This window comes from Sulfitobacter sp. KMM 9851, from assembly GCF_057178245.1.
On the sequence record NZ_CM169991.1, the window covers coordinates 1,389,021 to 1,407,032 of the forward strand.

The following is an 18,012-nucleotide window of genomic DNA, read 5'->3' on the forward strand; positions in this document are numbered from 1 at the left end:
TCAGGCGCGCTGTGCCTCGGCAAAGGAAAGGAGCTTTCGGCTGTTCTCGTCCCAAAGATGTCGGCGCGCGCAGTCCAGGCTTTGACTCAGTGTCAGGCGCTGTGCGCCAGCGAGCGCGTGATGGTCACGGAGGACCTCAGACAAACGGTAGAACGGAATCCGGTTGTAAAGGTGATGAACATGGTGAATTCCGATATTGGCGGTAAACCATCCCAGAACAGGTGGCAGGACGTAATGTGAACTGCCTTTGAGTGCTGCATCGTGCAGTACCCAGTCGGGTGCCCGGTCCCAGGAAGTCTCTTCGAACTGATGCTGGACATAGAACAACCATACGCCAGCCGTAGCACCGACCAGCGCCGTGGGCAGAACCGTGACCAGCACGGGAACGATCCCGGCCATCCAGATTGCCGCACCAATGAGGGTTGCAAGTGCGACGTTTGTCGCCATGACACTGAGCCAGGCTGACACTGACCCCATCGACCCGAGAGGAACGCGGTTCTCCAGAAAAAACAGATAGGCTGGCACGATACCGAACATGAAGAGCGGGTGGCGGTAGAGCCAGTACCCGATCCGCCCGGCCCGCGACAGGCTACGATACTCGGCAATGGTCAGTGTCTTCACGTCGCCGATACCGCGCCTGTCGAGGTTCCCGGCCGAGGCATGGTGAATCGAATGTTTTTTCCGCCAGACATCGTAGGGCGTCATCGTGAATACGCCGAGAGCCCGCCCTGTCCAATCATTGGTCTGTCTGTTGTGAAAGAATGATCCATGGCCACAGTCGTGCTGAATCACGAAAAGGCGCAACAAAAACGCGCCGTTCAAGGTAGAGATGATCGCGGCAAGGGCATAGCTGATAGACAGCGACCACCATGCCAGCGCCATGAGCAGGGTGAATGGACCAAGCGTGATCAGAAGTTCGAAAACGCTGCGCTGTGGCGACGGCTCGCGATAGTGCGCAAGGATTCGCACCCAGTCCCGCCCATTCTCTGGCGTAGGCGAGGTATTATCAGCCGAAGATATCATTTTGCGACCTTTCTTGTGCGGTGTTGGGGTCAATGTGCACTCCCTACATGGGCCATGCAGACGTAGTGTATTCGACAGTTTTGCCAGTATGCATTGACGCGGATTAGGTCAGAGAAAGCTCAAAAAAATCTTTCGGAAAGGTTCCATCCGATGCAAGCAAAGCTCTCCGGCAAACGCCCGATTCTGGAATCTGCGGACCAATGCCAGCAAACATGATCCACGACCCCAAATGCGGTTGTCGTTGCTTAATCGTCGGGGTTTTTGAATTTTGACCAGACAAGCCGAAAGATAGAGCTGCAACCGGTCATCTGCCCTGATCTGTATCAGTGCGCAGCAGTCGACTTTTGTCATAGTTATGTACTTGCGACAGGGAAGGTCCGGTCACGCCCCACCTTCGCAGGCGCGACTTGCCATTATCAATTGTTACTTTGGGGCGGCGCGATCCGGATTGGTATGAATTTGAAACATGAGACAACTGATCTTGAACCGGAGACGATCGCCAACAGCATCGCTGAAGCGGATCATCGCATTGCTAACCATCTGACGATGCTGGCCAGCTACGTTCGCCTTAAGGGGGCGGGGATGGCTCAGCGCGATGCGCCGCTGGATACCCATGACGTCCAAATTCTGATCCGAATGATTGTTGCCCAGATCGACGCGATTTCGAACTTGCACCGTATCCTTTCAGTCAAGGAGAACGCGGCCACTCTGAACCTGAGTGCTTCCTTGTCCAAGATGTGCGACGCGATGAATACCAGTGTCGCCAGCGAGATCAAAATAATCCAAACACTTGAGAAGGACTGTAATGTTGCGTCGCAATGCATATTGCCAGTTACGCAGATTTGCGCCGAGATCATCACAAACGCACTGAAGCATGGATGCACCTCCGACGCCCCAGGCGAAATCCGGGTCGCATGCCGCAAAAGCTCTGCTGGTGCCGTCATCGTCGAGATCAGCGACACCGGACCCGGCCTCCCCCAAAGGTCGACAGAAACCGTACAAGTTGGCCTTGGAACTCGCCTGATCGATGCGCTGATCCAGCAGGTAAATGGACGCATCGAATATCTTTCGACTCCCCAAGGTTTGACAGCCCGCGTGACATTGCCTGCGGCTCTGGAAACAGCCGGCGACCGAACAAGCACCCCATCACCAAATCGCCAAGGTCATTCGACCGTTTCACGACTGCCAACATCGAGTAGGTGATGACCCGTTCTTAACGGGATGCCACCTGAGGGTTCTTACGCCGATCGCTCAGGCCTTCTGCCGCCTGGTCGTTACCGTTCTCGCTTTGTCGGCGAATTTTTGTACTCGGCAGCTATTCGCACTGCACCGCTGATTTCTGCTGCTTCGCAGCGATGAAAACTCCAAATGTGCTCGGAAGATGTTTCGGATTCGTACTCGGAACTTTTTTGGATTCGTATCGGCTCAAAAGCCGCCATTATTCGCAAATGTCACCGAGGTCAGCAGTGGGCCGTTCGCATGACTTTGCAAAGTACACTACCTGCACACAGCCGCCGTTCACACACAGCGCGGCATCCTACCGGCTGCCTTCCCCCAGCCATCCCGCACCACCCCCTGCCTACCGCGTACTCGCCTTGCGCAGCAGTGCCGCCGCGTCGGGGCGTTTCAGCAGGGCTTCGGCCACATCCAGCCCGGCGTGCGGCAGATCGGAATGGCCGGGGATGACATCGCCCAGGGCGGCGGACAGATCGTCGGGCAGCACCGATTTGGTGCGGCTGTCGATCAGCATTGATTCCGCCGCGATCCCTTCGGCATAGATAATCTGATGCCCGTCAAAAAGCAGCTGGAAATAATCGACAAACCCGCCGTCCTGCAGCACCACGCTGTCGCCATTGACCAGATGCCGCGCCTTGACCAGCAGCTCGGACCGGCCTGCGCCGACCTCGTCACTGCGCTGATAGATGAACAATCGGTGATCGGGGCTGACAATCAGGTCGTTCTCATTGTTCAACGTGCCCGCACGAATACAGATCGGGGCAAAATCGCCCACCGCCCGCAACGTGCTTTGCCCGATCCAGCGCAGCACCTGCACCCCGTCATCGCGGGTCAGGATACGGTCGCCGACGCGCAGGTCTTCGATGCGGCGCTGTTCGCCCGAGGCCAGTGCGATGTGGGTGCCACGGGTGAAAGACACACAGGCGACCTGTCCAAATTTCTGCCGCGCAGCCTTGGCGTCAATGCCAACCAGCCGGTATTCCGTCCGCGCTGTCAGGGCACTAAGCGGCAGCAGGTAAATCTCGGCGGCATTGCCATCGGCATCGACCTCGACCAGCAGCAACGCCTCGCCGGTCTGGCCATCGAAGGTCATTAACGTCACCGCGCAATCAAGGTGCAGTTCAGCACCCGGCGTCCCGGTGGCGGTGTCCTCGGCAATGCGAAAGCGGTTGCCATCCACGGTCAGCAGCGACAGGCGCTTGCTGCTCGCGTCATGTGACAATTCATAGACATCATCCAGCATGATATCGGCGCCAAAGGAGATGGCATCGCCCATGTTGGCCCCATTGGTAACGCGAAACATTTCGGCCGCAAAAACCGGGATGCTTTGAGCAGGGGCAGGGCGGGTGCGGGTCATGGCGGGCCTTTGGTTGGGGTGGGGGCGTGATTGGCAAGTGCCATGCAAGCGGTGCGGGTGTCGCCAGCGGTATAAGGTAGAATTGTGGCTGGGGTGGGTCAAGCCTTGGGTGATTTGCTGGCATCGGCCAACCAGCATGGTAGGCATGTGCAAACGCATGAAAGGAATCGCGATATGGATCTGGGAATCAAGGGTAAAAAGGCGCTGGTCTGCGCATCATCCAAGGGGCTGGGGCTGGGCTGTGCCGAGGCATTGGCCGCCGCTGGCGTCAATCTGGTCATGAACGCCCGCGGCGCTGAGGCGCTGGAGGCATCCGCCGAGCGCATCCGTCAGGCGCATGGCGTCGAGGTGGTGACCGTGGCCGCCGATGTGGCGACCCAAGAGGGTCAGGCGCTGGTGATCAAGGCCGCCGAGGGTTGTGATATTCTGGTCAACAACGCCGGTGGCCCACCCCCCGGCATGTGGCACGACTGGGACCGTGACGATTTTATCAAGGCGCTGGATGCCAACATGCTGGCCCCGATTGCGTTGATCAAAGCGCTGGTTCCAGCCATGATGGATCGGGGCTGGGGCCGGGTCGTGAACATCACCAGCCAATCCGTGCGCGCGCCGATCGGGGTGCTGGGGCTCAGTAACTCGGCCCGCACCGGGCTTACGGGCTATGTCGCGGGCACCTCGCGGCAGGTGGCGGGCAAAGGCGTGACGATCAACAACCTGCTGCCGGGTATTCATGCCACGGACCGTGCAGATTCGCTTGATGCCGGTGTGGTCAAGGCCAAGGGCATCACGCTGGACGAGGCGCGCGCCGAACGGCAGGCGGGCATCCCGGCCGGGCGCTATGGCACGCGCGATGAATTTGGCGCCGCTTGTGCCTTCTTGTGCTCGCAACATGCCGGTTTCATCGTGGGTCAGAACCTGCTGATGGATGGCGGTGCCACGAACGTCACGATGTAACCGACGAGAATGGCTGAGAAGTTTTCGCTCAAGGATCATTTGTTCAATGAACAATCGGTGGGGCGGCTGGCGGGTGAATATGCCGCCGCCCTGCCGGGGTTCGACGCCACACGCTTTGAAGCAGAGGCGCTGGCAGGCTTTGCTGAGCGCGAATTGATGGCGCGGATGGAGTGGATGGCCGATTGCCTGCAGGGGCAATTGGCGGAGGATTTCCCGACCATGGCCGCACAACTGCACGCCGCGATGCCCGCACCGTTGGACCCGGCGCGGCGCGACGACGATTTTGGCCATTTCATCCATGCCATGCCGGGGATTTTGGCCGTGCGGCACGGGTTGGAGGACCACCGCGACCGTGCGCTTGATCTGCTTTACGACGCGACGCAGCGGTTCTCGATGGAGTTTTACATCCGCGCTTTCCTGAACCGTTGGCCCGACGAAACGCTGGCGCGGATGCGGGACTGGGCGGCGGATGACAATTATCATGTCCGGCGTCTGGTCAGCGAAGGCACACGGCCCAAACTGCCTTGGGCGCGGGCGGTATCGCTGCGGGTTGACCAGACACTGCCGCTGCTGGAACGGCTGCACGCCGACGGCACGCGCTATGTCACGCGGTCGGTCGCCAACCATTTGAACGATATTGCAAAAACGCAACCTGATCTGGTGGTGGATACCTTGCATGGCTGGGCAGAGGCCGGGCGGCAGGACACGCGCGAAATGGCGTGGATGACGCGCCATGCCCTGCGGGTCTTGGTGAAGCAGGGGCATGTGGGGGCGCTGGCGTTGCTGGGCTATCGCGGCGACGTGCCGGTAAAGGCCGAGCTGCGGCTTGGCGCGCGCGCGGTGCAGATCGGGGACGTGTTGGAGATCACCTGCACGCTGCGCGCCGATCAAGCGCTGCCAGTGATGGTGGATTACCGCATCCGCTTTGCCCGGCCCGGCGGGAAACAGGCCGACAAGGTGTTCAAGCTCAAGGTGGCCGATCTGGCGGCGGGCAAGGCGCTGACGCTAAGCAAACGCCATCGGTTAAAGGGGGATGCGACGACATTTACCCTGCATCCGGGGGCGCATTCGGTGGTGCTGCAGGTCAATGGGGTGGATGTGGCGACGGCGGATTTTGTGCTGAGATAGGGCCAGCGCCTGCCCGACGCACCAAAGGTGCGCCGTTCATGTTGGCACGCTTTTGGCGTGACGGGTGGCGATTACTCGGGTTATTCGTGGCCCTTTATGGTGCAGCCTTGGTGGGAGTTTCAAAGGTGCGCCCAGCCTACCTAAATCGCCTCCCCGTGGGGCGGGCAGGCGATGGCACGGCGCGTAGCCTCGTTGTTCCGGGCTGTGACGCGCTCACCCGCAGTTCACATTCTTGACAGATGCTGCGTCGGCGGTGGCGAAGGCATCCGGGCAGCGCTAATTCTTGCGAGGATACCCACCCGAAAAGGCCGCGCCATGCAAACCACCGTTTTGATTGCTCTGTTCGGGCTTGTCGTGCTTGCCAGCCTCTGGGCGGCACCGCGCCGCGCCACGGTCGACGGGTTCTTTGGCGGTGCGGGGCCGGACGGGCGCGCGCCGGGCCTTTGGGTGCTGGTGCTAAGCCAAGTCACCACATGGATTTTCGCGCGCAGTCTGATGAATGCCGCGATCCTGGGCTACTACTACGGGATCGCGGGGACGCTGGCCTATGCGGGCTATTACGGGTCATTCCTGACGGGCGGATATATCGTTGGGCATCTGCGGCGTGGCGGGGCGCGATCGGTGCAGGACTGGCTGGGCGCGCAATTCGGGCGCAGCGGCACGGCGGCTTATAATCTGGTAATCGCGCTGCGGCTCTTGTCCGAGGTTTTTGCAAATCTGCTGGTGGTTGCCCTGATATTTGAGGCGGTTCTGCCGGGGTCAGGCACGGCGGCGGTGCTGATCGTTGCCGCCCTTGGGCTGGGCTATTCCGCCTGGGGCGGGCTGTCGGCCGCGCTGCGCACCGACGTGGTGCAGATGCTGGTGTTTCTGGGTGTCTTCGGCGTGGCGCTGGGGGCTTTGGTGCTCAGCCCCGGTTTTGATCTGGGCGCGGTGATCACGGCGCCGGGGGTGGCGGGGCCTTACAATGGCTGGGTCTTGCTGGCGGTGGCGCTGCTTCAGGTGTTTTCCTACCCGGCACATGATCCTGTGATGATGGACCGCGGCTTTCTGGCGGATGAAGCGACCACGCGGGCGTCGTTCCTGCATGCGTTTTGGCTGTCGACGCTTTGCATCATCGGGTTCGGGTTCTTTGGCATTCAGGCCAGCCTGACCGGGGCGGCCTATGAGGGCGAGCTGATCGGCACTTGGGAGCAGATGTTTCCCGCCTGGATCTTTGTCGCGCTGATGCTGTCGCTGCTGGTCTCGGCGCTCAGCACGCTCGATTCGGCGCTGGCCTCGGCGGCGCGGCTGATGGTCGAGGAATGGCGCGTAGCACCGCGCAGCCTGATGGGCGGGCGGCTGGTGATGGGTGCGTTCATGGCGCTGGGGGCGGCGCTGACGCTCTGGGGCAACGCCACGCTGTTTGATGCCGTAGCAGTCAGCGGCACCGCGTCGATGTTTCTGACGCCGGTGTTGCTGGTGGGACTGATCGGTGGGCGCACCGTTGCGCCATGGGCTTACCTCGCGGCCTTTGGCGCCGCGATGGCGGGCGCGCTGGTGTATTTCGGGCGCGGCTGGGGGCCGATTGCCGCGCTGCTGCGCGACGGGCACAAATATGAACAGCTTCTGGTGATCTGCGTGCTGGTTCTGGCGGTTGGGTTCGCGGCGGTGCTTGCGGGGGCGCGGCGGGGCTGATAGCCGTGGTTTCCGAGTGATTTGATCGGATACCGCCCCGCCTTATGCCTGAAATTCCCCCCCGACTTGAGATCAAGAACCTGCGACGCAGCTATGGCGGGCGCAAGGTCGTCGATGATGTGTCTTTGCAGATCATGCCGGGGCAGGTGACCTGCCTGCTGGGGCCGTCGGGCTGCGGCAAATCCACGACGCTGCGGATGATTGCAGGGGTCGAGATGCAGGACAGCGGCACGATCCATGTAGATGGCAAGCTGATCTGCGACACCGTGTTCCGCGTCCCCCCAGAGCGGCGCGAAATTGGCCTGATGTTTCAAGACTTTGCCCTGTTTCCGCACCTCAGCGTGGCCGACAATGTGGGCTTTGGTCTGAAGAAGGGCACCAAAGCCCAAAAACGCGCCCGGATCGAAGAACTGCTCGACCGGGTGGACCTTAAACGCTTTATCGACGGCTATCCGCACCAACTGTCGGGTGGCGAACAGCAGCGCGTGGCACTGGCGCGCGCACTGGCCCCGCAGCCGCGCATCATGCTGATGGATGAACCGTTTTCAGGTCTCGACAACAGGCTGCGCGACGGCATCCGTGACGAAACACTCAGCATCCTCAAGGAAGAAGACACCGCCGTGCTGCTGGTCACACATGAGCCGGACGAGGCCATGCGCATGGCCGATGAAATAGCCCTGATGCGCGACGGCAAGATCGTGCAGCAGGGCGCGCCCTATAACGTCTACACACGGCCTATTGACCGCGCCTCGGTGGCGTTTTTCAGCGATGCCAATGTTGTGCACGCGACGGTCACAGGGGCCTTGGCGGAAACGGTCTTTGGTCAGTTCCTGGCCCCCGGCGTGCCCGATGGCACCAGGGTCAGCATTGTGTTCCGCCCGCAGCATCTGCGCATCGACTTTGACCGCGCGGGCCAAGGCCCACGGCCCACCGCCACCGATGGCACAGCCGCGCGCGCCGTGGTGGCGCGGGCGCGGTTTATGGGCAACGAAAGTCTGGTTGAATTTGTGATGGACCACGATGGCTCGACCCTCAAGGCCACGGTGCCAAACGTGTTTCTGCCCAGCCCCGGTGCTGTGATGTGGCTGACCGTCCGGCGTGACCGCTGTTTTGTATTTCCGGTGAAATGATGCAGACATTGATGGTGGAATTCGGCATGGGGTCGTCACTGCGGCGCGGTGATTATACCCAGGCGGCGGTGCGCGCGGTGCAGGACGCCCTGTGGCACAATTCGATCAATCTGGCAGAGCTGTTTGGTTTTGATAAATCCGACATGCAGATCACGCTCGATGTCGGCGTGCAGCGCCCCGATCTGGTGGATGAGGCCGCGTTGCGCGCCGTCTTTCCCTATGGTGCGGTAACGGTGAACCTGCACCACGGCGGCCTGGACGTGCCGCGCCCCGACGGCGAGGGCAACCCAACGGTGATGGCCAACGTCGCGCTGTCCGTGGGTTTTGAGATGGAGCGGGCCAATGACTGAGCGCACGACTGAACCCAGGGCTGAACCCAAGACTGACCCCATAACTGAACAACGTGTGATCATCGAGATGGGTATGGGCAATGACCTGCACGGGATGGATTACACCAAAGCCTGCGCGCGCGCGATCGAAGACGCGTTGCGCCATTCGTCATTGCCCCTGTTTGGCGTGCTCAAGCTTGGCCACGATACGATGCGCGTGCAGGTGACGGTGGCCGTGCAAGAGCCTGATAAGGTAGATACCGACGCGCTTGTCGCCAGGCTGCCGCGCGGTCGGGCCGACGTCCGCGCCGTCAAAGGCGGGCTGAACGTGCCGAGCGGTGATGAGGTGATCGTGGTGGCACAGGCAAGTGTCGAGGCGTTTTTGCCGCCGCAAACCGGCTGGAAAACAACGCGATAATCAGGATCACAGCGTTGATCGCGGGCTAGGGCGCGTAGTCGTCAATCGTCTTTCCCGGCTCATCGACAAACAACTCCGGCAGCGCTTCCGCGCTTTCAATCAGATCCAGCCGAAACACCCGAAACCCCGCGCGCAACTCGCACCACGCCGTCAGGGTCCAGACCCGGCCCCAATGCTCCATCAGCAATGGGCGCACGGTGCGGGTCGTCACCATTTCGTCCTTATTGGTGTAGACCAGCCGCAGCTTCTGTCGTGCTTTGATCGCGGCGCGCAACACCGGCAGATGGGTAAACACGTGGGTGGCATCGCCAAAGGAGTAGCGTGCAAATTTCCACATGTCGGCCTCTGCGGCGCTCTGGGTCGGCAGTACCGCGTCAATCTTGTCGGCCAGACTGTCGGCGGCGGCCTGCAAATCGCCATCGGCCACCTGCGCCGCCACGGCCAGCCCGAGGTTCAGCGCCTCAAGCTCGGCCGGGGTCAGGGTCAGCGGGGGCAGGGTGATCGCCCCGGTGATCCTATAGCCAACGCCGCGCGCCCCCGCGACCGGCACACCCGACGCCACCAGCGTATCCATGTCCCGGTAGATCGTCCGGGGCGAAACCGCCATCCGCGCGGCAATATCCTGCGCCCGGTGCAACTGCCCGTCGCGCAGAATCTGCATGATATCAAAAAGGCGGTCCGAGCGGCGCATGACCGAAAGATCGCACCCGTCCCGCGCCGTTGCAATGTGATCTTTGTCGATTTGACGGCTTGCACAGGTCCGCCCGCAACTGACATAAACCTGTCAGTTGCATTTCTGTGCCTGCGAAAAACGTCGGGTGTAGCGGCGGTGGACCGGCTTTGACCCGCTTTGCCCCTTCAACGGGCGTCTGTGCGGGGCTAGACAGGGATAAATGACAGCCCGCTTGGGGCACGAAAGATATAATGGGAGAAACGACATGTTGAACAATATTGGTTTGCCGGGCCTGCTGCTCATTGCGGTTGTGGTGCTGGTGCTTTTCGGTCGCGGCAAAATCTCGTCGTTGATGGGTGAAGTCGGCAAAGGCATCACCAGCTTTAAAAAGGGCATCAGCGAGGGCGAAGAAGACGTGACCAAGGTTGAAAACCTGCACGACGCTGACCTGCCAGAGCACACCGACATCGGCACGGACCCCAAGACGAACCTGAAGGCCGACAAGGACCAGGTGTAACCTCATGTTCGATCTGGGTTGGACAGAACTGCTGCTCATCGGCATTGTCGCGCTGATCGTGGTCGGCCCCAAGGACCTGCCGGTGTTGTTTCGCCGCGTCGGTCAGTTTGTGGGCAAGGCCAAGGGGATGGCGCGCGAATTCAGTCAGGCGATGAACGACGCTGCTGATGACAGTGGCATGCGCGAAATGTCGTCGTCGCTGACCAAGACGTTGAAAACCGCGTCCAACCCGCTGGGCAGTGCGATGGACGGGGTCAAGGACGCCGCGAAATCGCTGACAAACCTCGATCCGGGTAGTGAAACCGGCAAGCTCGCGGCGCAAAAGGCCGAAGATATCAAGAAGATACAGGCCGGCACCGCCCGCGCCGCAGCCGAGCGTAAACAGCGCGAAGCAGCTGAGGCGATGACACAGGCCGAGGCGGCAGAGGCCAAGCTGACGCCGCCCCCTGCGGCAAAGAAAGCCCCGGCCAAGCCGAAAGCTGCTGCCAAAGTCGCTGCGCCAAAGGCAACTGCGCCCAAGACAACTGCGCCAAAAACAGCCGCCCCCAAGAAAGCGACTGCGAAAACGCCAGCCACCAAACCCGCCGCCAAATCTGTCGCCAAGAAACCCGCAGCCAAAAAGCCAGCGGCGAAAAAAGAGTGATTAAATGAGCACCACCGACGACATTGACGACATCGACGACAGCTCAGCCCCGCTGATCGAACATCTGGCCGAGCTGCGCACGCGGCTCATTCATTCGGTGATCGTCTTCATCATCGGCATGATCATCTGTTTCACCGTCTGGAACCCGATCTTCAACTTTCTGACCAACCCGCTCTGCTCGGCCATGGCCGAACGCGGGCAGGACGATTGCGGGCTGATCCTGATCAAGCTTCAGGAAGGTTTCTTTGTCGCCATTTCGATTTCGCTTCTCGGCGGTCTGGTCCTTGGGTTCCCCTATATCAGCTACCAGTTGTGGCGCTTCGTTGCACCGGGCCTCTACAAGAACGAAAAGGGCGCGTTCCTGCCCTTCCTGATCTCCTCGCCGTTGATGTTCTTCCTTGGCGCTGCCTTTGCCTTTTACGTCGTCACGCCGCTGGCCTTTGATTTCTTCCTTGGATTTCAACAGGCTGGCACATTGGTCGGTGAGGGGCCGGAGGGCGAAAACGGCATTGCCGCCATCGCCTTTCAGGGGTCTGCCCAGGAATACCTGTCGCTGACGATCAAGTTTATCGTGGCCTTTGGCCTGTGTTTCCAACTGCCCGTCCTGCTGACGTTGATGGGCAAGGCCGGGCTGGTCAGCTCCGAGGGGCTTGGCAATGTGCGCAAATACGCGGTTGTCGGGATTCTGTTGCTGGCAGCGCTGGTCACCCCCCCCGATGTGATCACCCAAGTGATCCTCTTCGTGGTGGTCTACGGGCTTTATGAAATTTCGATCCTCCTGGTGCGCCGCGTCGAGACCAAGCGTGAAGAAAAACTGCGCGCAGAAGGCTACTACGACGACGAAGACGAGGAAGACCTGCTGTGATAGACGACCCCATGGACCGGATTGCGGCGGCGCTGGAGCGGATGGCCCCGGCACCGCTGGCCGCCCCGGACTTTGACGCGGCGACCGCCTTTGTCTGGCACACCGACCCTGACCGTCTGGTGCCGGTGGCACAGGTGGCCCGGGTCGATCTGCCGCTGCTGATCGGCATCGACCGGGCGCGCGACACGCTGCTGGCCAACACACGCCAGTTCGCCGCCGGGCTGCCCGCCAATAACGCCCTGCTCTGGGGCGCGCGCGGCATGGGAAAGTCCAGCCTGGTCAAAGCCATACACGCCGATGTTCACGCGTCACATGACGGGCTGCGCATCGTCGAGCTGCAACGCGAAGACCTGCCGTCGGTGGGCCGCCTGCTGGCCCTGCTGCGCGGGGCGCAGCAGCGGTTTATCCTGTTTTGTGACGACCTCAGCTTTGGCCATGACGACGCGCATTACAAATCGCTCAAGGCGGTGTTGGATGGTGGTATCGAAGGGCGGCCTGACAACGTGGTGCTTTATGCCACGTCAAATCGCCGCCACCTGATGCCGCGCGACATGATTGAAAACGAACGCGGCAGCGCGATCAATCCGTCGGAAGCCGTCGAGGAGAAGGTATCGCTGTCGGACCGCTTTGGCCTCTGGCTCGGGTTTCACCCCTGCGACCAGGATCAATATCTGGCAATGATCCGCGGCTATTGCGACGCCTTTGGCGTCACGATCGACGACGCGACGCTGCGCAGTGAGGCGGTGGAATGGCAAGCCACCCGCGGCGCGCGATCGGGCCGTGTTGCATGGCAGTATTTTGTCGATCTCGCCGGCCGCAAAGGCGTTGCCGTCAAAGGCGGATAACGCCCTTTGTCATACTTTTCTGAGTTTCAAATACCCTCGGGGGGTCTGGGGGGCTGGCCCCCCAGATGTATCGCTCGGGTCTGGGGGCTGGCCCCCCAGGAGTATCGCTCGGGTCTGGGGGGCGGGCCCCCCCGGGCGTACCGCTCAGGTCCGGCGGGGGCCGCCTGTCAGACCGCGCAGCCATCCGGTTAATCCTGCCCTAGGCCAGACACACCGCCTCAAACGGCCGGATACAGGGCACAACCTTGGGCCCGTAGCTGCCAAGGTCCGGAAACAACGCCAAAATCTCGTCCCGCGCCGCTGTGTTCACGGTCTGCAGTGTCATGTCACCGGGATAGAGACTTTCGCTCCACACCCCTTCGGAACGCACAAGGTGATGGGCCTCTAGCAGCAGGTGTACATAGGTGACGCTGCCGCCGGGCTTGCGGTAAACTCCGTCATGGCCCAGCAGGTCAACCGCCCGCACCAGCACCTCATCCTGGCCAAAGAAGAACTCGGCGCGCCAGTCGTCCAGCAGGATAGCATGCTGGGGCGACACGACCAGATCTTCATCGTTGCCCAACGTGCCCTTGCGGATCACGATCGGGGCCAGATCGCCCTTGGCAGGCACGGTAGTCTGGCCGATCCAGACGATCGGTTGAAGCCCGCCGTCTCGGGTCTTGACCCGGTCACCCAGGGCAAGAGTGTCAATCGACACGCGTCCCTCTGCGGTGGAAATCAGGGTATCCGCCGCGAAACAGACCACGCTGCCCCCCATCGTCGAGTGCAGGACGCTGTCGCTGTTGTCGCTGATACCGACAACGCTCAGGTCGGTGTCGGCAGGGGGCATTCCATTGGGGAAAACCAGGTAAAAGCCGTTTTCTGTGGTGCCTGAGATCGTGTCGTTGTTGTCAAGATCGACGTCGATCACCGCGACATCCCAGGTGGTGACGCCATCTGTGACCTGAAAGGTGTAATCATAGATCAATTGGCGGTCGACGCCGTCAATCGTGGTGGTCTGCTGCCACGCCCCGCCGATGCGCTCTTGGGCGCCGACCTCTTCGTTGGTGGCGTCGCCGTTGAAATTCGTGGCGCCGGTGTTTTCATCGACCACAAAATAGGTGTCCGGCCCGGAATAGCGCCAATCCGCGCCTGTTGCGGGACCATAGGCATAGTTGTGGGCTACGCCGTCCACCGTCGACTGGCTGCCGAAAATTGTGTTGGTATAGCCAAAATGCTCGGGCATGAACTGTCCAATCGCCATCTATTGCGTTGGACTGTTTCTAATTTGGCAACGGGGCGTCGGTGCGGCAGAAACCGTTCGTTTTAGACAAATGCAAGGCAATTTAGAGATAGTTGAGGGCGCACCACAGCGGTGCGCCTTGTTCTCACCACAGTCATGCAGTCATGGGTTCAGGGGCGTTATTGGATGTAGGGCGTGGGATCGACGCTGTCGAAACCCTTACGGACCTCAAAGTGGACATGCGAATCGTCGCCTGCCCGCAGTTTGGCAATCTGCTGACCCCGGCTGACGCTGTCACCCTTGGCGACCGACACATTGGCCACGTTGGCATAGACCGTGAGCAGGTTGTCGGCGTGGCGGACCACCACAATCGGGATGCCATCGGCGCTTTTGGTGATCGCGGCGACAGTGCCGGCGTTCGCGGCCTTAACGGCGCCACCGGGGCTGCCCTTGATGTTGATGCCTTCATTCTTGCCTTTGGAATAGGCCCGGATGATCGGCCCTTGCACGGGCGCCTGCATCTTGCTGGCTTTCGCGGGGGTGGTGGTCTTGCCGACATCGGCGGCAGGTTTGGCCGGGGCTGTCGCAGCGGGCAGAGGTTTGGCGGTGTCGTCCTTGGGCAGAGGTTTCGCGGCCGAAGGGGGCGTGGGTGTGGGGCTGCCGGTGCCAGGGGCAGTTGTGGCCGGTGCCGGTGCGGCAGGTGCGGCGGCAGCGGTTGCAGTGCGCGGTGGGTTTTGCTGGGCCACGGGGATCAGCAGGAACTGCCCCTCGCGAATGGCAAAGTCCGGACCAAGGCCGTTCCATTCGGCCAGCGATTTGACCGGCACATTATAGAGCCGCGCCACGGTATAGGCCGTCTCGCCCCGTTCAACGCGGTGACGCACAGGTTCCTTGCCGGTCTGGGTGGCAGGCGCGGGGGCGACCGTTGCCGGGGGCAGGGCTGCGGTTTGCACGCCGGGGGTGGCCGGAGCGCGGTTGATCGCCCCACCCGCAAGGCCCGCGATATCAACACCGCCGCTGCTGTTGCTGCTGTTGCCGCTGGGGGCCACGGCCACACGATTTGGCAGGGCGATGATTTCACCTTTGCGCAGCCGCGCGTCGGGGGCGATGCCGTTGTAGCGCGCCAGCGTGCCTGCATCCGCGCCGACCCGTGCGGCGACATCCCCCAGCGTGTCATCGCGCTGCGCAACGACAACTTGATAATTCGGGTAGGAAATCACGCCACGACTGTCAGGCTGGGGCCGGTCCGCCAGCGGCGCCGTGGCCGCCTGAGCGGTGCTGAACCCATCGCCGAACCCGCCGCGCAGATCAAAATCCAGTGGCTGGCCTTCGCAGCCGGCCAGAACGATGGCGCTGCTGCCTGCCAGCAGGGTCAACCGCGCATGGCGGCGAAAGGAAGGGTGACGCATCTGCATGTCCTCATCATCATATCCCGTGTGGTCCGGGATTTTCGCTACTATAGCGCATTTATCAGTCTTTGCCCAACCCTTCCAGTAGGGGAACAAAGCGGACGGCCCGCATTTCGTCGTATTCAAGGCCCTCTGCGGTTTTCCGCACCCGGATCAGGTGCTGCACGGTGTCGGATTGCCCGACTGGCAGCACCATGATGCCACCTTCCTTGAGCTGGGCCAGAAGCGGGCCGGGCGGGTCCTCGGCGGCTGCGGTCACGATAATGCGGTCAAACGGGGCCTGTTCCGACAACCCATAGCTGCCGTCGGCGGTAATGGCGGTGATGTTGGACAGATCCAGCGCCTCGAACACCACGCGGGCCTCGCGCACCAGACGGCTGTGCCGGTCGATGGTATAGACCCGGCGCGCCAGTTTGCTGAGGATCGCGGCCTGATAGCCCGATCCGGTCCCGATCTCGAGCACCTTGTCACGGGGCGAGACCTGCAACGCCTGCGTCATCAGTCCCACCACCGACGGCTGGCTGATGGTCTGGCCACAGGCGATGGGCAGGGGCATGTCCTCATAGGCGCGGTTGGCAAAGAGGCCGCGGATAAAGGGGCCGCGGTCGACGGCCTCCATCGCGGTCAGCACGCGCGCGTCCGTCACCCCCTTGGACCGCAGCGCATAAAGAAACTGCATCTTGCGTTCCGCCTCGGAGATTGGCGGTTCGTTCATGTGTCAATGCCCGTGAGGCTGGCCAGCGCGGCATGATCGGTCAGGTCACAGCGCATCGGTGTGACCGAGACATAGCCGTCAAGGTTGACGCAGGCATCGCTGCCCGGTGCGGTCTGCACACGCTGGTCGCCGCCCTTGATCCATAAGAACCGCCGCCCGGACGGGGACAGATGCGGTTCGGTGCTGAAATTGGTATCGGGCCGCAGCCCCTGTGCCGCCAGCCGAATGCCACGCACATCCGCTGCCGCGACGGGAGGGAAATTCACGTTGAAAAACAGGCGGTAGCCTGACGCATGGTCGGGCATATTGTCGAGGATACGGCGGCAGGTTTCGACGCCATATGCGGCGGCGGCCTCGAACGGGTTTTCCAGATCGCGGTTGGCAGGGCCGTAGTATTGCGACAGCGCGATGGCCGGCAACCCCTGCAAGGCCGCTTCGATCGCAGCACCAATGGTGCCGGAGTACAGCGTGTTTTCGGCGGCGTTGTTGCCCCGGTTCACGCCCGACAGCAGCAGATCAGGCGGTGCGGCCGTCATCGCATCATGCAGCGCGGCCAACACGCAATCGGCGGGCGATCCTTCAGTGGCAAAGACGCGCGGGGCCAGTTCGGTGATCATCATCGGCTTGGTATAGCTGATGCAATGGCCGACGCCGGATTGTTCAAAGGCGGGGGCAACGGTCCAGACTTCGCCCTTGGGGCCTGCAAGTTCGGTGGCGATGTCACGCAGTACGGCCAGACCCGGCGCGTTGATGCCGTCGTCATTGGTGATCAGAATACGCATGAATGGCCCCTTTTTGCCTTGATAGGCGAGGGGCCGCGCGGCGGCAAGCGGTGTGGGCCGCCGACGGGGTGTTTAGGGGGCAGTGATGTCTGAAAGTTGCGCCAATACCGCAGCCGCCTGCGCCGCCGGATCGGCCAGCGGCGCACGGTCTTCGCCGGGAAAGAAACGGGCGCGGGTCGCTGTGGGCATCGCATCAGGCGTCAGGATCGCAACGCGCGGCCCGATCTGCGCTGTTTCGGCCTGCCACGACCGCGCCAACGCGATCTGTGCCGCCTTGGTGGCACCGTAGCTGCCAAAGAACTTGGCCCCGGCGCGCGGGTCGTCAAAGAATACGGCCTGACCTGATTGCCCCAGCAATGGCGCGACAAAGGTGATCAGCCGGGCGGTGGCGGTGATGTTGCAGGCGATGGATTTGTCCATGTCCTTGGGGTCGATATGATCGCTGGGCGTCAAAGGGGCCGCGTGGACGGCACAGTGCAGCCACAGGTCCAGCCTGCCCCAGCGGTCGTGAATGCCCCGGCAAAGCACCGCCATTGCATCGGCGTTGGTGACATCCATTGGTGCCAGCGTGGCGCTGCCGCCGCCCGCCTGAATGCGGTCGTCGAGCTCTTCCAGCGCGCCCGTGGTACGGGCAACGGCGATAATGTGATGGGTGGGGGCCAGCGCCGTGGCCAGCGCGGCACCAAGGCCGCGTGACGCGCCGGTGATCAGTGCAGTTTTTATCATGGCTGGGATGTGCACCGCGCGGCGGGGCGCGTCAAGTCTTTGGGTGGGCCAGCGGCCCAACCTCAGCTTTTGGGCAGGCGCAAGACCTTGTTGCCAGAGCGGCTGGACAGCACCAGTGCGTCTTCTCCGATTGCGGCCACAACGCCGCCTGCCACGCGGTCGCCGATGCCGACGCGGCTGACCTTGCCGCCGCGTTCCAGAACCAGCGCGCCGGGGGCGGCGCTGTTGCCAAATACCCCGATCAGTGCCGTACGGGGAAGGGCGGCGCGTTCGGTCGCCAGTTGGGTCACCTTGTCAGGGGTGGGTGTGCCATCGCTTGCCATATTCGTCCTTTCGCATTCGGGTGCGGGCGCGACTCGTGAAGGG

Annotated in this window: 20 protein-coding genes; 11 read left to right on the forward strand and 9 right to left on the reverse strand. The window is 62.0% G+C overall.

From position 1 onward, the window contains the following. Nucleotides 1-1,023, reverse strand: coding sequence for a fatty acid desaturase (locus AC1965_RS06790; protein ID WP_483886999.1), 1,023 nt, complete (start codon nucleotides 1,021-1,023; stop codon nucleotides 1-3). Nucleotides 1,024-1,284: 261 nt separating this feature from the next. On the opposite strand from AC1965_RS06790, the gene AC1965_RS06795 reads away from it, so the two are divergent. Beyond that, on the forward strand, nucleotides 1,285-2,226 hold the full coding sequence (locus tag AC1965_RS06795) for a sensor histidine kinase (RefSeq protein ID WP_483886526.1): 942 nt from the start codon (nucleotides 1,285-1,287) through the stop codon (nucleotides 2,224-2,226). Between the two features lie 376 nt (nucleotides 2,227-2,602). On the opposite strand, the gene AC1965_RS06800 is transcribed toward AC1965_RS06795, so the two are convergent. Continuing rightward, on the reverse strand, nucleotides 2,603-3,616 hold the full coding sequence (locus tag AC1965_RS06800) for a Hint domain-containing protein (RefSeq protein WP_483886527.1): 1,014 nt from the start codon (nucleotides 3,614-3,616) through the stop codon (nucleotides 2,603-2,605). A 174-nt stretch (nucleotides 3,617-3,790) separates the two neighbouring features. Here AC1965_RS06800 and AC1965_RS06805 point away from each other — a divergent pair, with 174 nt between their 5' ends. The 6 genes from AC1965_RS06805 to AC1965_RS06830 all read left to right on the forward strand — a co-directional run bounded on the left by AC1965_RS06805 (nucleotide 3,791) and on the right by AC1965_RS06830 (nucleotide 9,249). Then, entirely contained in the window at nucleotides 3,791-4,570 is a 780-nt protein-coding gene (locus AC1965_RS06805; RefSeq protein WP_483886528.1) for an SDR family oxidoreductase, read from the forward strand. Nucleotides 4,571-4,579: 9 nt separating this feature from the next. Next, nucleotides 4,580-5,698: a DNA alkylation repair protein gene (locus AC1965_RS06810; protein ID WP_483886529.1), complete on the forward strand. Its 1,119-nt coding sequence runs from the start codon at nucleotides 4,580-4,582 to the stop codon at nucleotides 5,696-5,698. A 315-nt stretch (nucleotides 5,699-6,013) separates the two neighbouring features. After that, entirely contained in the window at nucleotides 6,014-7,372 is a 1,359-nt protein-coding gene (locus AC1965_RS06815; protein ID WP_483886530.1) for an SLC5/6 family protein, read from the forward strand. Between the two features lie 44 nt (nucleotides 7,373-7,416). Continuing rightward, nucleotides 7,417-8,502, forward strand: coding sequence for an ABC transporter ATP-binding protein (locus tag AC1965_RS06820; protein WP_483886531.1), 1,086 nt, complete (start codon nucleotides 7,417-7,419; stop codon nucleotides 8,500-8,502). After that, complete coding sequence (locus AC1965_RS06825) at nucleotides 8,502-8,852, forward strand: Lin0512 family protein (protein WP_483887000.1); 351 nt, start codon at nucleotides 8,502-8,504, stop codon at nucleotides 8,850-8,852. Before AC1965_RS06820 ends, AC1965_RS06825 begins: the two co-directional genes overlap by 1 nt. 40 nt (nucleotides 8,853-8,892) lie before the next feature. Beyond that, complete coding sequence (locus AC1965_RS06830) at nucleotides 8,893-9,249, forward strand: Lin0512 family protein (RefSeq protein WP_483887001.1); 357 nt, start codon at nucleotides 8,893-8,895, stop codon at nucleotides 9,247-9,249. A gap of 25 nt (nucleotides 9,250-9,274) precedes the next feature. On the opposite strand, the gene AC1965_RS06835 is transcribed toward AC1965_RS06830, so the two are convergent. Beyond that, nucleotides 9,275-9,940, reverse strand: coding sequence for a helix-turn-helix transcriptional regulator (locus tag AC1965_RS06835; protein WP_483886532.1), 666 nt, complete (start codon nucleotides 9,938-9,940; stop codon nucleotides 9,275-9,277). A 247-nt stretch (nucleotides 9,941-10,187) separates the two neighbouring features. On the opposite strand from AC1965_RS06835, the gene AC1965_RS06840 reads away from it, so the two are divergent. From AC1965_RS06840 to AC1965_RS06855, 4 genes are read left to right on the forward strand one after another with little or no spacing between them, the layout of a single operon-like run. Further along, a complete protein-coding gene (locus tag AC1965_RS06840) occupies nucleotides 10,188-10,439 on the forward strand; it encodes a twin-arginine translocase TatA/TatE family subunit (RefSeq protein ID WP_483886533.1) in 252 nt (83 codons plus the stop codon). A 4-nt stretch (nucleotides 10,440-10,443) separates the two neighbouring features. Further along, nucleotides 10,444-11,082 (forward strand): Sec-independent protein translocase protein TatB, encoded by a 639-nt coding sequence (gene tatB, locus AC1965_RS06845; RefSeq protein WP_483886534.1) that lies wholly within the window; start codon nucleotides 10,444-10,446, stop codon nucleotides 11,080-11,082. A gap of 4 nt (nucleotides 11,083-11,086) precedes the next feature. Further along, entirely contained in the window at nucleotides 11,087-11,947 is an 861-nt protein-coding gene (tatC, locus tag AC1965_RS06850) for a twin-arginine translocase subunit TatC (RefSeq protein WP_483886535.1), read from the forward strand. Beyond that, nucleotides 11,944-12,792, forward strand: coding sequence for an ATP-binding protein (locus AC1965_RS06855; protein WP_483886536.1), 849 nt, complete (start codon nucleotides 11,944-11,946; stop codon nucleotides 12,790-12,792). Before tatC ends, AC1965_RS06855 begins: the two co-directional genes overlap by 4 nt. 199 nt (nucleotides 12,793-12,991) lie before the next feature. On the opposite strand, the gene AC1965_RS06860 is transcribed toward AC1965_RS06855, so the two are convergent. The 6 genes from AC1965_RS06860 to AC1965_RS06885 all read right to left on the reverse strand — a co-directional run bounded on the left by AC1965_RS06860 (nucleotide 12,992) and on the right by AC1965_RS06885 (nucleotide 17,969). Next, nucleotides 12,992-14,035 (reverse strand): Hint domain-containing protein, encoded by a 1,044-nt coding sequence (locus tag AC1965_RS06860; RefSeq protein ID WP_483886537.1) that lies wholly within the window; start codon nucleotides 14,033-14,035, stop codon nucleotides 12,992-12,994. A gap of 158 nt (nucleotides 14,036-14,193) precedes the next feature. Then, a complete protein-coding gene (locus AC1965_RS06865; protein WP_483886538.1) occupies nucleotides 14,194-15,429 on the reverse strand; it encodes a peptidoglycan DD-metalloendopeptidase family protein in 1,236 nt (411 codons plus the stop codon). Between the two features lie 55 nt (nucleotides 15,430-15,484). Continuing rightward, nucleotides 15,485-16,138: a protein-L-isoaspartate(D-aspartate) O-methyltransferase gene (locus AC1965_RS06870; protein ID WP_483886539.1), complete on the reverse strand. Its 654-nt coding sequence runs from the start codon at nucleotides 16,136-16,138 to the stop codon at nucleotides 15,485-15,487. Next, nucleotides 16,135-16,920, reverse strand: a complete 786-nt coding sequence (gene surE / locus AC1965_RS06875; protein WP_483886540.1) for a 5'/3'-nucleotidase SurE — start codon at nucleotides 16,918-16,920, stop codon at nucleotides 16,135-16,137. The genes AC1965_RS06870 and surE overlap by 4 nt, the downstream gene beginning before the upstream one ends. A 72-nt stretch (nucleotides 16,921-16,992) precedes the next feature. Continuing rightward, nucleotides 16,993-17,646 (reverse strand): SDR family NAD(P)-dependent oxidoreductase, encoded by a 654-nt coding sequence (locus tag AC1965_RS06880; protein ID WP_483886541.1) that lies wholly within the window; start codon nucleotides 17,644-17,646, stop codon nucleotides 16,993-16,995. Nucleotides 17,647-17,708: 62 nt separating this feature from the next. Continuing rightward, a complete protein-coding gene (locus AC1965_RS06885) occupies nucleotides 17,709-17,969 on the reverse strand; it encodes a pilus assembly protein PilZ (protein ID WP_483886542.1) in 261 nt (86 codons plus the stop codon). Nucleotides 17,970-18,012 lie beyond the last annotated feature (43 nt).